Annotated in this window: 18 protein-coding genes; 7 read left to right on the plus strand and 11 right to left on the minus strand. The window is 61.4% G+C overall.

Going from position 1 to position 14,716, the window contains the following annotated elements; all coding sequences use genetic code 11:
- Positions 1-157: 157 nt before the first annotated feature.
- Positions 158-733: a transglutaminase-like cysteine peptidase gene (locus EFQ99_RS17430; protein ID WP_126922242.1), complete on the plus strand. Its 576-nt coding sequence runs from the start codon at positions 158-160 to the stop codon at positions 731-733.
- An 87-nt stretch (positions 734-820) separates the two neighbouring features.
- Positions 821-1,219 (plus strand): ester cyclase, encoded by a 399-nt coding sequence (locus EFQ99_RS17435; protein ID WP_126922243.1) that lies wholly within the window; start codon positions 821-823, stop codon positions 1,217-1,219.
- Positions 1,220-1,245: 26 nt separating this feature from the next.
- On the opposite strand, the gene EFQ99_RS17440 is transcribed toward EFQ99_RS17435, so the two are convergent.
- Positions 1,246-1,620: a hypothetical protein gene (locus tag EFQ99_RS17440; protein ID WP_126922244.1), complete on the minus strand. Its 375-nt coding sequence runs from the start codon at positions 1,618-1,620 to the stop codon at positions 1,246-1,248.
- A 273-nt stretch (positions 1,621-1,893) separates the two neighbouring features.
- Between EFQ99_RS17440 and EFQ99_RS17445 the strand changes: the two genes are divergently transcribed.
- Positions 1,894-2,295, plus strand: a complete 402-nt coding sequence (locus EFQ99_RS17445) for a hypothetical protein (RefSeq protein ID WP_126922245.1) — start codon at positions 1,894-1,896, stop codon at positions 2,293-2,295.
- Positions 2,296-2,488: 193 nt separating this feature from the next.
- On the plus strand, positions 2,489-3,190 hold the full coding sequence (locus tag EFQ99_RS17450) for a methyltransferase family protein (protein WP_126922246.1): 702 nt from the start codon (positions 2,489-2,491) through the stop codon (positions 3,188-3,190).
- A gap of 323 nt (positions 3,191-3,513) precedes the next feature.
- Here the strand turns inward: EFQ99_RS17450 and EFQ99_RS17455 are convergent, their stop codons facing one another.
- Together EFQ99_RS17455 and EFQ99_RS17460 are read right to left on the minus strand one after the other, a co-directional pair.
- Positions 3,514-4,044 carry a gamma carbonic anhydrase family protein gene (locus EFQ99_RS17455; protein ID WP_126922247.1) on the minus strand — a complete coding sequence of 177 codons (531 nt, stop codon included), beginning with the start codon at positions 4,042-4,044 and terminating at the stop codon, positions 3,514-3,516.
- Between the two features lie 10 nt (positions 4,045-4,054).
- Positions 4,055-4,750, minus strand: a complete 696-nt coding sequence (locus EFQ99_RS17460) for a fumarylacetoacetate hydrolase family protein (protein WP_126922248.1) — start codon at positions 4,748-4,750, stop codon at positions 4,055-4,057.
- 274 nt (positions 4,751-5,024) lie between these two features.
- On the opposite strand from EFQ99_RS17460, the gene EFQ99_RS17465 reads away from it, so the two are divergent.
- The gene (locus tag EFQ99_RS17465) at positions 5,025-5,777 is read left to right on the plus strand and encodes a nucleotidyltransferase domain-containing protein (protein WP_126922249.1); all 753 of its coding nucleotides are present in this window, start codon (positions 5,025-5,027) and stop codon (positions 5,775-5,777) included.
- A 206-nt stretch (positions 5,778-5,983) separates the two neighbouring features.
- Here the strand turns inward: EFQ99_RS17465 and EFQ99_RS17470 are convergent, their stop codons facing one another.
- From EFQ99_RS17470 to EFQ99_RS17490, 5 genes are all read right to left on the minus strand, one after another.
- The gene (locus tag EFQ99_RS17470; RefSeq protein ID WP_126922250.1) at positions 5,984-6,955 is read right to left on the minus strand and encodes a DMT family transporter; all 972 of its coding nucleotides are present in this window, start codon (positions 6,953-6,955) and stop codon (positions 5,984-5,986) included.
- A gap of 158 nt (positions 6,956-7,113) precedes the next feature.
- Positions 7,114-7,794: a redoxin domain-containing protein gene (locus tag EFQ99_RS17475; RefSeq protein WP_126922251.1), complete on the minus strand. Its 681-nt coding sequence runs from the start codon at positions 7,792-7,794 to the stop codon at positions 7,114-7,116.
- A gap of 215 nt (positions 7,795-8,009) precedes the next feature.
- Positions 8,010-9,119 (minus strand): sulfite oxidase, encoded by a 1,110-nt coding sequence (locus EFQ99_RS17480; protein WP_126922252.1) that lies wholly within the window; start codon positions 9,117-9,119, stop codon positions 8,010-8,012.
- Positions 9,120-9,350: 231 nt separating this feature from the next.
- The gene (locus tag EFQ99_RS17485; RefSeq protein WP_126922253.1) at positions 9,351-10,331 is read right to left on the minus strand and encodes an SDR family oxidoreductase; all 981 of its coding nucleotides are present in this window, start codon (positions 10,329-10,331) and stop codon (positions 9,351-9,353) included.
- Positions 10,332-10,492: 161 nt separating this feature from the next.
- Positions 10,493-11,050, minus strand: a complete 558-nt coding sequence (locus tag EFQ99_RS17490) for a DUF308 domain-containing protein (RefSeq protein WP_126922254.1) — start codon at positions 11,048-11,050, stop codon at positions 10,493-10,495.
- Positions 11,051-11,191: 141 nt separating this feature from the next.
- On the opposite strand from EFQ99_RS17490, the gene EFQ99_RS17495 reads away from it, so the two are divergent.
- Positions 11,192-11,779, plus strand: coding sequence for a TetR/AcrR family transcriptional regulator (locus tag EFQ99_RS17495; protein ID WP_126922255.1), 588 nt, complete (start codon positions 11,192-11,194; stop codon positions 11,777-11,779).
- Positions 11,780-11,809: 30 nt separating this feature from the next.
- On the opposite strand, the gene EFQ99_RS17500 is transcribed toward EFQ99_RS17495, so the two are convergent.
- Positions 11,810-12,643 carry an alpha/beta fold hydrolase gene (locus EFQ99_RS17500; protein ID WP_126922256.1) on the minus strand — a complete coding sequence of 278 codons (834 nt, stop codon included), beginning with the start codon at positions 12,641-12,643 and terminating at the stop codon, positions 11,810-11,812.
- Positions 12,640-13,083, minus strand: coding sequence for a MarR family winged helix-turn-helix transcriptional regulator (locus EFQ99_RS17505; protein WP_164736391.1), 444 nt, complete (start codon positions 13,081-13,083; stop codon positions 12,640-12,642). The genes EFQ99_RS17500 and EFQ99_RS17505 overlap by 4 nt, the downstream gene beginning before the upstream one ends.
- Positions 13,084-13,272: 189 nt before the next feature.
- On the opposite strand from EFQ99_RS17505, the gene EFQ99_RS17510 reads away from it, so the two are divergent.
- Positions 13,273-14,085, plus strand: coding sequence for a class I SAM-dependent methyltransferase (locus EFQ99_RS17510; RefSeq protein WP_126922258.1), 813 nt, complete (start codon positions 13,273-13,275; stop codon positions 14,083-14,085).
- Between the two features lie 17 nt (positions 14,086-14,102).
- On the opposite strand, the gene EFQ99_RS17515 is transcribed toward EFQ99_RS17510, so the two are convergent.
- A complete protein-coding gene (locus EFQ99_RS17515; RefSeq protein ID WP_126922259.1) occupies positions 14,103-14,633 on the minus strand; it encodes a dihydrofolate reductase family protein in 531 nt (176 codons plus the stop codon).
- Positions 14,634-14,716 lie beyond the last annotated feature (83 nt).

Below are 14,716 nucleotides of genomic sequence, written 5' to 3' on the forward strand. Positions count from 1 at the left end.
GGGGAGATCTTTTATACTAATGATTTATTAACATGAAGGATAGACTATGGTTAATCTGTCTCATTCATATATTACAGTTAAATTCGCAAGTATAAAATTTTAATAAATTTTTATTCTGCCTGTGTTATCGTCCGGTAACAAATAAAGGGAATCGGCTATGAAGCGTCTCTTTTCGCTCGCTGCCTTTTTATTCATTCTCCTGCATTTTCAAGCTGTTGCGGGATCGTCGCTGCCGGTGACGCGCAGCATCGGCGCGCCGGTGGGATTCGCCGCCGCCTGTGCCAAGTACAAGTGGCTGTGCGGCAGGATGGCGGCGCAGCAGCTGAACGACCAGGCGGGAACTGCGCTTCTTCAAAAGGTCAATCGCGCTGTAAATGGACGGATCATCCCTGCGGAAGATCGCTCGTCTTCCGGAAATAGGGATGTCTGGTCTCTGCCGGTTGCGGGTCGTGGCGACTGTGAGGACTACGCGCTCCAGAAAATGAAGGACCTGATCGAAGCCGGTTTTCCGTCAAACAGGCTGGCGCTTTCCGTGGTTATCGGACCGCACGATCAGAACCATGTCGTTCTGATTGCCCGCACGGACGGCGGCGATTATGTGCTCGACAATCTGACCAATGCCGTGCGCCTCTGGCGCATGACGGGTTATACGTTTCTGGCCACTCAAGACTTCCAATCGCGAACCGGCTGGCGCGTGACGCTTGCCGGTCCCCGTGCAGGCGAATTCTCCTGAACCGAAAGCCCCGAGGCGGCCGCTCGCCGCTGGCAAGTGCAGATCCAAGCGCTATCTTCCCCGGGAATCCGAGCCAGGGACGATCGCATGACGAAGGCCGAACTCGCGGAGATATACCGCGGCTATATTGCTTGCCTGAACAGGCAGGACTGGCCCAATCTCGGGCAGTTCGTCGGCGATGATGCGGTTCACAACGGCCGGCGGGTCGGGCTTTCGGGTTATGTCGCCATGCTGGAGCGGGACTTCGATGATATTCCCGATCTTTATTTCAATGTGCTGATGCTGGTCTCCGATCCGCCTTACGTGGCTTGCCGGCTCGGCTTCGACTGCACGCCGAAAGGAAAATTCCTCGGCCTCGATGTGAACGGCAGGCGTCTTTCCTTCGCCGAGAACGTCATCTACGAATTTCGCGAGGGCAAGATCGCCGAGGTCCGGTCGGTCATCGACAAGGCGGCGATCGAAGCTCAGCTTGCGGGCGGGCGTTGACGGCTTGGACCGGGATGCCGTTTCGATCAGACGATGACGACGCGTTCGCCGAAGGGCGTGTCGTCGTCGAAATTGCGGGTGCCGATCCGCTCGCTTTCACCAGATAACGTCGGCTGCTCCGCTTCGTCGCCGGCTTCTTGGCCTTCTTCCGATCCCGCATGCCCGTGCCGCCGCTTTCGTGGATGCTCCTCCTCGTCGACGACCTGATCCGCATGCGGAATGAGACTGCCTGCGCCGTCCGTTTCTGCGGTCCGCTTCGACGCCTGCTGATCGGCCGTGATCCGGGACTGGCGGGCGGCAACCCAGGCATTGTCCGGTTCCGAGCCGATCGAGGTGCTGATGCCGGCCTTGGTGGGCTCGGACGCGGCGGTGGAGGAGATGCGGTTGACGGGGTCGACCATGTAATTCTCCTGCTGGCGTGGACGGCGGACCAGGACTTAAATATCGGGCCGAAGCCGCAAAACGCAAGGGGACATGGCCACTCCCGGAAAAGGCAAAATCACGTGCAATTGCCGTAAATTCGACGACGAATTGCATGTCCGACGCCCCACGTTCAGCGTGCAAGATGTAAGAATTGGAAACACTTTGTGACTAAGTCACTACAAAAGCTGCGTTTTTCGACTTGCGAGACAAGTAGAGATAACGGATAGTGCTTGCATGTTAAGGGCGCTGTCATGATCAGAATGATAGAAAACCCGGCCGAGCTGGCCGGCGAAGACATCACTGGCAAATATATTCTGCGCAAGCTCAACTATCATTGGTTTGCCTATGGCAAGGCGGCCATCGTGACCGCCTGCAAGGGGACGATCCTCCATCTCGACCGGGAGGAGACCGTCTATTCCGAGCGCTGGGGCCGTCGCGCCTATACCGGAACCGGCAAGCGTTATCCCGGCGGCATCTGTCCTATCTCGGCGGTCGCCTGTGTTTGCGATACGCCCGATGACGTCAACGCCGTCATTCAGCTGGATGTCGAGGCGCAGGACGAATTCTATCAGCTGATCGCCAAGACGGAGGCCAGGGTTCGCGCGCTTGCCGCGTCGTCGGGACAGAGCCAGTTTCTGGAGGCAGCCGAGTAAGGCGGCTTTCATTTGCCGCGTGACCATCGGCTTGTCGCGGTCGTTTCACATTCTAAATTCGGCGGGGGGCTGCTGGAGCATCGGTCTGAAAATCGGAAGCGATTTTCGGACCGATGTGCGTCCGCAAGGACGCAAGCCGATTCAGGGGCGGCAGCAACTAGCGGAGTCGCATCGGCGAAAGCGGAGAACGGTCATGACACAGCGGAAAACCGGACCCGGCCAAGCAGCCATGCCATCGCTCGCATCGCTTGCCATCACCTTCATCATCATGTTTGCCGCGCTGTTCTGGCCGGCCGGCACGCTCGACTGGCCGCGCGGCTGGATCTTCCTCGGCCTCTTCCTCGCGCTGAGTGTGATCGCGATCATCTGGATATGGCGGACGAATCCGGAGCTGTTTGCGGCGCGCAGCCGGTATCAGAAGGGCACCAAGCCCTGGGATGCGGTGGTCGCGACGCTGACGATCATTCTCTTCGCGGCCATTCTCCCGGTCGGCGCCTTCGACGACGGCCGGTACCACTGGGCGCCGCAGCCTGGCTGGGTCGTGCTCATCGGCTATGTCCTGTTGACCGCGGGCTTTCTCGGCCTCACCTGGGCGCAATCGGTCAACCGGCATTTCGAGCCGACGGTGCGCATCCAGACCGATCGCGACCACAAGGTGATCGACACCGGCCCCTACGCCGTCATCCGCCATCCCGGATATGCCACCGCCATCCTGCTCGGCTTCGGCATGGCCCTGTCGCTCGGCTCGCTTTACGCGTTGATCCCGGCGGGGCTGCTGGTTGTTGTGCTTTTCGGCCGGACGCTGGGGGAGGAGGCGGAGTTGCGCAAGGGGTTGGAGGGGTATGAGGCGTATATGGAGCGGGTGCGCTGGCGCTGGATTCCGGGGATTTGGTGAAGCGGCCGGAGGTGTCCACACCCACCCCCGTCCTTCGAGGCTCCGGCACTTGGCCTGCGCATCCCGGGATAAGGCTCTCTTGAGCGAGATACTTTCTTCTTTCCTTTACAGGCGTGCCGTGTGGCACCCCCCTCTGCCCTGCCGGGCATCTCCCCCACAGGTGGGGAGATCGGCTAGTTGCAATGGCTTCGCCAAACAATCAGCCTACAGTACGGTGAAACGGTAGATGGGCAGGAAGGTCAGGCCGCATCCGATCTCCCTCCTTGTGGGGGAGATGCCCGGCAGGGCAGAGGGGGGTGTCCCACGGCCCAAGATCCACTTAATCACCCAATCACGCTGAGATCCCTAGCAAACCGCTGCCAGTTCGCCACATAATTTTCCGCCGAACGGCGGATGCCCTCAACAGCCTTCTCATCCAGCACCCGCACCACACGCGCCGGCGCGCCGACGATCAGGGAATTGTCGGGGAATTCCTTGCCCTCCGTCACCAGCGCGTTGGCGCCGACCAGGCAGTTGTTGCCGATCTTGGCGCCGTTCAGGATTGTGGCGCCCATGCCGATCAGCACGTTGTCGCCGAGCGTGCAGCCGTGGAGGATGGCGTGGTGGCCGATGGTGCAGCCTTTGCCCGTCGTCAGCGGAAAGCCCATGTCGGTATGGGCCATCACGCCTTCCTGGATGTTGGTGCCGGCGCCGATGGTGATCCTCTCGTTATCGCCGCGCAGCACCGAACCGAACCAGATGCCGACATTCTCGCCGAGTTCGATATCGCCGATCACGTGGGCATCAGGCGCGATCCAGTGGAGGCCGGGGGCGGGCAGTTTCGGCGTCAGGCCGGCAAGCGCATAGACGGGCATGGCTCTCTCCTCAGGCGACGTCGACCGACAGCGTGGCGATGCCGTCGATGCCGCAGGTGATGCGATCGCCCCTTGAAACCGCACCCACGCCGGCCGGCGTGCCGGTCATGATGACGTCGCCGGGCGCCAGCACGAAGAGCTTCGAGAGTTCGGCGATGATTTCAGGCACTTTCCAGATCATCTGGTTGAGGTCGCCGTCCTGGACGCGCCTGCCGTTCTGCTCCAGCCAGATCCTGCCTTCCGCGGGATGGCCGAGGCGGCTTGCCGGGACGATCGCCGAGACTGGGGCGGAATGTTCGAAAGCCTTGGCGAGCTCCCAGGGGCGGCCGAGCTTCTTGGCCTCGCCCTGCAGGTCGCGGCGGGTGAAATCGATGCCGACGGCATAGCCGTAGATGCAGTCCAGCGCATCGGCGGCCTGAATGTTGGCGCCACCCGATTTCAGCGCCAGCACGCATTCGACCTCGTAGTGCACGTCTGATGACAGCGGCGGATAGGGGAAGGCGTTGCCCGGCGGCAGCAGGTTGTCGGCATTCTTCTGGAAGAAGAAGGGCGGCTCGCGAGAGGGATCATGGCCCATCTCGATCGCATGATCGGCATAATTGCGCCCGACGCAATAGACGCGGCGCACCGGAAAGCGCTCGTCGCTGCCCTCCACCGGCAGCAGAACCGGTGCGGGACGCGGGATGACGGTGGCGGGATGGGGCATGGCGGGCCTTCCTGTGCTTATCGAGTCTTCGCTCATCTTAGACGGAAAACAGCAGGCCGGGGAAGCATCCTTGGCACGTTGACGATGTCGCCGCCGAGCGATAACGTCTCTGCCATGAGCAGGATTTTCGCAGTATCCACGTCGTCTACGACCACCGCCTGGCGGTGGGTGGCAGACGCGTGAACTGAATTCCGTTCATTGCAGAAGACACCAACCCGCCGGAAACGAGCGGGTTTTTTGTTGCCGCTCGTCTCCCGCATTCGAGGACGAGATCGTGGACGATATCCAGAAGCATCATCTAGCCGAGCGGGCGCTCGCCGCCGCCTGCAGCTGTGTGGCCAGCCGCTATGCCGGAGCCGCCTTCGCCTATGTCTCCGGCTCCATCATGCGCGGCGAGGGGACCGCGTTTTCGGATATCGATCTGGTCGTCGTGTTTCCATCTCTCAAACGGGCGTGGCGGGAGTCGTTCACGCTGGAGGGTTTTCCCGTCGAAGCCTTCGTCCACGATCCGCAGACGCTGGCGCACTACCTGCATGCGGATGCAGACAGCGGCTATCCCATCATGGCCAATATGGTGGCGACGGGCAGTATTGTCGGGCAGGATATCGAGCGCGCCCGCGCCATCCAGGCAAAGGCAGCAGGAATGCTGGCGGCAGGGCCGGAACCTCTTGCCGGTCCTGCCTATGATGTGCTGCGCTATCATGTGACCGATCTTGCCGACGATCTGCGTGGTCAGCGCCCGCCCGAAGAGATCGCCGCCATATCAGCACATCTCTACCAGAAGCTCGGCGACCTGATCCTGCTCGGACGCGGCACATGGGCCGGCCGCGGCAAATGGGCGCCGCGTCTGATGCGCAAGCTCGACGCGCAGCTGGCAGCCGAATTCGAAGCGGCGTTCAGGCTGGCGGCAGCGGGCGACTGTGCGCGGTTCCTGGCTCTGGCCGATCGGGAACTTGCCCTGCACGGCGGACGCTATTTCGATGGCTTCAGGCAGGAGGCTCCAGTGGAGGCGCGACGTGTGGAATAGGTGCGAGCGCTCAAGAGAGCCTCACCCTGAGGTGCCCCGAAGGGGCCTCGAAGGGCGAGGCGGGTGCGATGAATGCAAGGAGCAGCGCTGCGGCGCGTGCTTCGAGGCTCCGCCCTGCGGGCTGCGCACCTCAGCATGAGGAGCCTTGGAGAATGCCACGATAGCCCCTCACCGAGCGGTCACCGGGAAAACCATTGCGCTCGCCCTCAGGCTTTGGTCGCCGCCGCTCCGGCCGTTTGCTTCAGCAGGATGATGAGAAGCAGGCCGGCGACGATGAGTGCGGCGCCTTCGAGATGATAGCGTTGCAATTGTTCGCCGAGGAACAGGTAGGCGAGCACGGCGATAAAGATCGTCTGGATGTAAAGCAGCACGCCCGCCCGCGCCGCTCCCAGGGCCTCGATGCTGCGATTGAAGAGATAGTACATGACCGCGCCGCCGGGGATCGCGACATAGCCGAGCGCGATAAGGCCGCTGACATTCAGCGTCGAGCGCTCGTCGGAGACAAGCTCAGAGAGGTAGAAGGGCAGCGCCGTCAGCACCGCCGCACCGAGGAGGAGTACCAGGAGCGCAAGGCGATTCAGATCGAATTTCGCCCGGCGGAGCAGGACGGTATAGAGGCTGAAACAGAACGCGCCAGCGACGATCCAAAGCTCTCCGGGATTGAGGTCGAGACGCAAGAGTGCTGCCGGGCTGCCCTTGACGATGATGACGACGATCCCGAGAAAGGCGAGGATCGATCCGATCACCTGCCAGCGTCCCATCGGCTCAGCCAGAATGAAACGGGCAAGAATCATGGTGATGATCGGGATCAGGGCGATGATGATGCCGGCGGTCGTGGCATCGGCATGTTCGAGGCCGACAAAAATCAGGCCCTGGCAGATCGCAAGCCCCATACCACCGATGGCGAGCAGCTCGAGGCCGCGCGCCCGCACGAGTGCGACCATGGCGCCGAAATGCCGGTACACGATCGGCATCAGGATCGCCCAGGCGATCAGCACGCGCCAGAAGCAAAGCGCCCAGGGCGGCATCTCTGAAGAAACCCATTTGGCGGCGATATAGACGCCGGCCGACAGCAGCCAGCAGAAAACCCCCACGGAATAGGCAGCTGCAAGCGAACCGCCCGCCGCCTGTTCCGTCCCGACCGTGTCGCGATGGACCGCCAAGACATGTATCGCCATGGCCCAGTTATGCCACAATTCCCGAGCGCTGCACAGATGAAGGCGGCGGCACTTCGCCTATTGGGAAAGGACGACCTCCATCGTCGGCGGCCGGCTACGATTTCCCGATGCCTAGACGCTGGCTGCTTGGGACCGATTGCCGACGAGCCTCGGCCAGGTTAGCATCCAAGGTCGCCCGCGGCGGCGATGATCTCCGCTGCAGTCGGGAAGGTGGAGAGGCTGTTTGGTCCGTCCAGCGCCTCGATTTGGGCCCAGCCGATGGTGCCGTTCGCATCGACCAGGAAGTGCCCGACGAGCTGGGTAGCGTGGTTTGCGAAGATCGCGTGATCGGCTTCATCAAGCTCGAAGCCGTCCTTGGCGTTGAGTATCGTGTTGCCTTCCATCGGGTGTAGCGGTTGCGACAGCTCGCCCGTGGGGTTGATGCGTGCCGCCTGGAACTGCGCCATCGTCGCGGTATAAGGCCATTCGGGCTGCTCGCTGCTCCCATCGGGCAGGAACTCGGCATGCGGCACGCCGTAGGCCCGATGCGTCTGGCAGTCCGGGTCGCATAGTAGCGTTACCGGCGTCGGACGGTGGCGGAAATACAGGCGGGCGCGTTCCACCGGCGCGTTGATAACAGCCACGGTCTCCACCCCGGCGGCGCGCAGGGTCGGCTGTACGACGGCAAGCTGTTCTACCTGACGCCGGCAGAACGGGCAGTACAGCCCGCGAAAGAAGCCGATCAAGAACGGGCGACCGCTCAAGTCGGCGAAGGAGACCGTTCCGTCGAAGTTGGCGGCGGCGAGTGCGAACGCGGGCGCCGCTTCTCCAGGTTGCAGCGGATGCTTTTGGTCTCCCATGGAATAGTTCCTCTCTCGTATCGTCTAGGGTGAAACGACCGAAATTGAACTATATCACTTCTCGCAAGAAGGCCCACCGCTTCGACGGGCGTCAAAGCCGCCGCCGCGTCTTGCCTCTCCGTCCGGTAGAAGGCCCAACAGTCCGCAAGAGGACGAGGTGGAAGATCGTTCACTTCCGGAATGCGCCATAAGGCCATTCCGCCCCATGCGGGTGATCAGATCACGAATTCCTCCTCGTACGTCTTTGGCTCGGGAACGACTGCAACCTCGACCGGAATGATCCAATTGGCCGCGTAGCTCTCGGTGTCGGAACGCTGGAGGTCGGGCTGCACGCGCCCCGCTCCATCGGTCGCGCGACATTGCAATGTATGTCGCCCCACGTCTTCAGGGGTCCACATGTACTCCCACAAGCGCCATGCAAAGGGACGTTCTGCTTCGAGGAGCCTTGCCTCGCGCCAGCCCCTGCCATCTCCAGTGCAGACCTGCACCTGCCGGATAGCAGTCTCTCCGCTCCAGGCGGCTCCGAAAATCCGGTACGGTTGGCCGACGACGAGATGCGCGCCCTGTACGGGACGCGCGATCTGCGATTTGACCTCCATCTCCGCAAGGGGGACCAGCCCGGGTTCCCCGAGGCTGCGCTCCCAACGGAAATAGTCGCGCGCCTGCCAGTAGCCAAGGAACGGTTGCTCCACAACAGTGATATCAGTGATCCACTTGACCCAAGCCATGCCGAACCAGCCACCCACGACCGCGCGTAGCGGGTAGCCGTGATCGCGCGTCAACGGCTCTTCGTTCATCGAATAGGCGAGGATCGTGCTGTCAGCGATGGCCTTCTCAAGCGGTAAACTGCGCGCAAAAGCGATGGGGCCGGGAGAAGCCGTTTTCTTGTTCGCGTCGACGACGCCGCTGTCGGCGCCTGTGAGCAGAACCTCACGTGCGGTTGGCCTAACGCCCGCCAGTTCCAAAATCTCGCGCAGAAGAACACCTGTCCACGCGGCATTGCCGACGGCTCCGTTCTGCCACTGCAACCCTTCTCTCGGCGGCACATAGTAGACGCGCCCGTTCCCTGCGCACTCGACGACCGCTGATAAAGTCGTGCTCCGCATCGCCTTGATGCTGTCGAGGTCAAGTTCGATCGGCCGCTCCACCGCCCCGCCAACACGCAATCTCCAGTCTCGCGCATCGAGGTCCGGCGAGGGGAAATGGTTTCGCACGAAGAACTGCCCGGTTGGGATCAGCCAATCGGAGAGCGACGCAAACGGAAACTCGATGTTGGGTGGAGATTTCTGTCGAACTATCAGACTGGGTTGCTGTGGTGTCGGCATCGTCCTCGTCTCCCCTTGCAAGCACAACGTCGGCTTTCGGCCGTGCGAATTCCGGTTCGATCACACCGCCCCTCGCAGTGCGTCTGTCGCATTCCGTCTTCGGGCCACATTCTAGCACATACCGCACGTTCCTCGGATCGACCTCGAACGGCAGCAAAGGGCCGCTAGCGGTCGAAGCGTCACGGCAATTTTGTACCGATCGCGGACGCCACGCCCCTGCAACGAACCAACCTAACCAACAGTGCCTTGCGCGGCACAAATCCTGTCGATCAGCGCATCGAGTTCACCTCTCGGCGGACGGCTCTTCGCCAGGCGCTGCTTGAGATGCATGATCGGCTCGGCGAGGATCTCATCAAGGCTCTCGGCGCAGATGAAGTCGCCGGCCACGCGCTTGACCTTCGAATTGTCGAAAATGGCCGTCCAGGCCTTGTCGCCGAGGAGGGGGCCGATCCATTCGGGATTGTATTTGATCAGCGTGTCCGTCGGGACGTGGAGGATCTTTGCTTCGACGCCCAACAATCTTGCGATCGTCTTCTGGATATCGTCCCAGATGTGGGCGCGATCGGAGGTGATGTGGAAAATCTCGCGGAGCGCCGCCGCCTTGCCGAAAAGCCCGACGAAGGGCACGGCGAAATCGACCGAGCGGGTCAGCGTCCAGGGCGTGTGGCCGTCGCCCGCGACGATGGTGGGCTCGCCGTCCAGCATGCGTCTTGCCATGATGTCGCTGTCACCCATCATGATCGGCAGGCCGGTGCGAACGGTGTGGCTGGGGCGGACGATCGTCCATGTGAGATTGCCGGGTTTCCTCAGTAGTTCCTCGCAGGCGATCTTGGCCTGGCTGTAGGGCCAGTAGGGATTGATCGCCGGCGTCTCCTCGGTGATCACGTAGTGACGCGGGGGCTTTTCGTAGACCGAGGCCGAGGAGATGAAAATGTATTGGCCGCAATTGCCCGAGAAGACCTCGATGTCACGCGCCACCTGATCCGGCGTGAAGGCGATGAACTGGCAGACGACATCATAATTCGCCCTGGCGAGATCGGCATAGGCGGCCGATCCAAGTTCGCCGACGATCGAGGTCACGCCAGCGGGCAGGGGTGCGCTTCTCAAGCCGCGATTGAAGACGCTGACATGATGGCCCGCGGTTACGGCGCGCTCGACGCATGGATAGGAGATCTGGCCGGTGCCGCCAATGAAAAGGACTTTCAAAGCCATGGAGTGACCTCAGGGTCTGATGGGCGGGATATGCGGTCACTCTTCATAGCGCGAAAGAGCTTGATCGTCTTCCGCAAATCTCGGGCATCCCTGATTGCGGCGCCCGGCCTTTCGACGGCGGCAAGCGGCTTCGAACTTGCCGCCGCAGGGCCGGACAGCGTCTATGCTTGTGCCCTGCGATAGGCTGCGACGACGAGCCAGATTGCCGATAGCAGGAAGTAGAATGCGCCGAAGCCCGCATAGGGGACGATGTCCAGGATCGTCGGCGCTGTGGAGGCGAGGGACTGGCTGATCATGAAGCCGCCGGCAAGAGCCGATTGGGCGCCGCTCAGGATCATCACCCATTGGGCGCCGTAGAGGCGCCAGCGCCTGACGCCGGTATAGAGTTGCAACAGGCCGGAGAAGATCGCCCAAACTCCGAATACGGCCAGAACCGCATAGGTGCTGTTGCCAACGGCGATGACGACGGCGAGCGTCATGATCGTGCTGACCACGACATTCAGCGCCTGCGACGGGTTGGCCTTCAGGCCGCCGTTGACCCGGGCGTCGACCAGATTGGCGAAGGCGTCCCAGGCGGGGTAGATCACCAGCAGGAAGGCGGTGGGGCCGGGCTGACGCCCCAAGAGAACGGCGGCGGAAATCCAGATCAGAGAGAATGCGGCGCGCGTGAAATAATAGGATCGCAGCCAGTTAGTCTGGCTTGAAGAATGGCTTTGCATTGGAAGGTTCCTTTGTTGTTTGCCTACCTACTAGTAGGAAGATTGACTCCGTGAGTCAACGCGGCGTCTGAACACCTTCTTGTGAGAGGGCGAAATGCGGGGCAGGCTTGACAATCTGCCTACCAGAAGGTAGGCGATGCTATGAAATCAATGGCTTCGACTTCTGATAAAATCCTCGATATCGCCCAGTCTCTCATCGTGGCGGGAGGCTATAACGGCTTTAGCTATGCCGACATCTCGGCTGCGATCGGCATCCGGAAGGCAAGCATCCACCATCACTTTCCCACCAAGGCCGAGCTGGTCTCGATGCTGGTGGATCGCTACAGGAAGCAGGCGGAGGCGGGTTTGCAGTCCCTGCGCGAGCAGGCCGCAAGCCCTGCCGATCAGCTGCAATTCTACATCAACTATTGGCAATCATGCGTTGAGAACGCTTCTCAACCCTTCTGCGTCTGCGCGATGCTCGCAAGCGAGATGCAGATGCTGCCGGAGGAGGTCGCCTCGCGCGTCCGCGCCCATTTCCAGAATCTCGCGGGCTGGCTAACCGCGGTGCTGCAGGCCGGAGTCGAGCAGGAGCTGTTCCGCTTGGACAGGCGGCCGGAAGAGCAGGCGCAGATGCTGATGGCCTCGGTTCATGGGGCGATGCTCTCGGCGAGGGCTTTCGGCGATCCCGGGTTGTTCATCGCAATCGTCGCGCCTGAGGTTGCGAGGCTGCGGACAGCGGATCGCTAAGGGAACCGCCTGAGAAGATCGGCACCATGCTCACGCGGGACGATGTGCGTCTTCGAGGGGCGCCGGTTCTGCCCCTTCCACATTGTCGGTAAGCGCCCTGCCAATCACAGCTGCGAAGGCGCGGGGGTTTTCGACCTGCGGCAAGTGCCCGGCCTTCGGAACGGAGAACATACGCGCGCCCGGATGGGCCGAACAGAATTTGCGGCCATCGGCGATTTTCATGTTCGGCAGGCCATCCTGTTCGCCCCAGACAAAGTCAATCTTGGACGATGGTCGGCCGGAGGTCGTCGTTACGGAATAGAGGAGGCGGAACATGATTTTCGCCATCTCGCTACCCGATTCCGAGAGATTGACTCTGACTGCCTCGGGGATGTTGGCCGGACTGAAGAATGCGGTCTTGAATACCGCAGGACCATAGAAGTTCGCGACAAGGCTCCTGAGCGCCAGTGAACGGAAAGGCCAAAGTCCGAGGACTTTGCGCATCGGGAGCTGAGACGGGGGTAAACCGTTGACCATGATCAAGCGTCGAACGAGATCGGGACGATTGAGCGCGAGTTGCCATCCGACACTTGCACCCAATGAATTGCCAAGCACGGTCACGTCGGTGAGTTCGAGCGCAGTCAAGAGGTCGGCGCAGGCTCCGGCATAGTCGCGGTAGCTCGCCAGCGACTTTTCAAATTCACGCCATATGCCCGGTAGCTCGATGGCAATGACCGTATGCTGCTTTGCCAAGTGCAGCCACACCTGATTCCAATGAGCTTCGGCTCCGGCCCAGCCGCCGTGGATGAGTAACAGGGGCGAGCCCTGGCCGCCAATCCAGCAGCCGCGGGAGCCAGATGCCGTCGCCACTTCAGCCAACTTCATCGCGACCCCTCCGCGCTAAAATAGGACCTGAGCTCGGAGAGAACCCTTGCGGCCGCGCCGAGTTCTTCATCGCTTCTTTGGCTCAAAGCTTGTGCAGACACGTTGGCCTCAATTGCCAGCACTTCAGCTATCAGCCGCGCGCCCGATTCCGACAGCCGAAAGCGATCCGATCGTTTGTGAGACGGATTTGGCTCCCGCTCAAGCAGCTCCAAGCGCTCCAGTTCATTGACCAATCGAAGCGCGAACTGCCTCTGGACAAGAAGGCGCTGGGCCAACATGGGAACTGTTTGTGCACCCTGCTCGAGCAAACATTGAAGCATGCCGCGCTGCGGCACGGACAACGACCTCGTCTTCAGATTTTCCTCAGCTGCTTTATACAGCCCGTGAAATACCGGCCTGATCAGATCTGTGATGGCCTTGATATCCTGCTCACGTCCCATCGAAGCCTCCATTGACAACTAGATTGTCATTAAGACAATCTAGTTGTCAATGTGATCTGAGGGCCGATGTCCGCTATGGGCGGAAAGTAGCCGCGGCGGCATTGGCTCGACCTCTCCTGCTCGAAAACGACATCGCCTCAGCAATTCCATGCTAGTCTCGCGGGCCATCAGCGCATGGAGGGCGATGCAGTGTTGGAAACGGACAAGGTGTTTTCCGGCTCGGTTCCGGAAAATTACGACCGCTATATGGTGCCGTTGATTTTCGAGCCCTATGCTGCGGATCTTGCAGGGCGGGCGGCGTCCTTTTCGCCGGGCGCCGTTCTGGAAACTGCGGCGGGCACCGGGGTCGTGACCCGTGCCTTGGCGCCAAGGCTGCCCGCTGGCACAAGCTATGTCGTCACCGATCTCAACCAGCCGATGCTCGATTACGCCGCTTTGCGGCAAGCGCCCGACAGCCGCATCCAGTGGCGCCAGGCGGATGCGCTGGCGCTGCCGTTTGAAAATGCGGCTTTCGATCTCGTTTGCTGCCAGTTCGGCGCGATGTTCTTTCCCGACCGCCCGGCTGCCTATCGCGAGGCAAGGCGAGTTCTGAAATCGGGAGGGCGATTTTTGCTGAGCGTATGGGATCGCATCGAGGAGAACGTCTTTGCCGATGACGTGACGAATGCTCTCGCCAGGATTTTTCCCAACGATCCGCCGCGCTTTCTGGCGCGCACGCCGCACGGCTACCACGACAAGGACCTGATCCGCTCAGAACTCATCAGCGCGGGCTTCTCCCATGTGGCGATCGAAACGAGGGCTGAACAAAGCCGCGCATCTCAGCCCCGCATTCCAGCCGTTGCCTATTGCCAGGGAACGCTTCTTCGCAACGAAATCACAGCCCGGGACCCGACGAAACTGGAGGCCGCGACCGACTATGCCGCATCCTGGATTGCGGAAAGACATGGCATCGGCGAGGTTGCCGCCAAAATTCAGGCACATGTCATCGTGGCTGTGGTCTGAAAGCACGCGTCGGGAGATCAAGCAGGAACGTAGGTCAGCCTGATCACGTCCTCGTCGATCCGATCGCTGGCTGTCAGGCGGAGCGGCGGGCGGGGGCCGGCGAAGAATGGCCTGCCGCGGCCAAGTACGACAGGGCAGAGGTAGAGCCGATATTCATCGACCAGGCCAAGTTCGGTCAGGCTTCGCGCCAGGTCGGGACCGGCAACTTCGATCTCTCCGTCGCGCTCGGTCTTCAGCGCGCGGATCGCGCCCTCAAGGTCGTCCTCGATGAGCGTGGCGTTGGGGCCGACGGATTTCAATGTGCGCGAGACGACCCATTTCGGCTGGCGTTGCCACGCCGCCGCGAAGGCCCGCTCCTCCGCATCCCATTCGGGATGATCGTCGTCCCAGTAACGCATGACCTCATACATGCGGCGGCCGTAGACGCTGCCGGCCAGCCGCTGAACCTCCTCGATGAAGTGGCGAAAGAGCGTGGGGCCTGGCGCAAAATTCATATGGTCGACGTAGCCGTCCAGGGACTGCATCATTCCGAAGACAAGCTTCGCCATGCCCTCTCTCCCCAGCCGCCGAGCCACCCCAGTTCTGATTGGCGTATGCAGTCAATTATAGGATATCTGTACTGGTTTTATAT

The organism is Rhizobium vallis (assembly GCF_003985155.1).
Taxonomy (GTDB): Bacteria; Pseudomonadota; Alphaproteobacteria; order Rhizobiales; family Rhizobiaceae; genus Rhizobium; species Rhizobium vallis.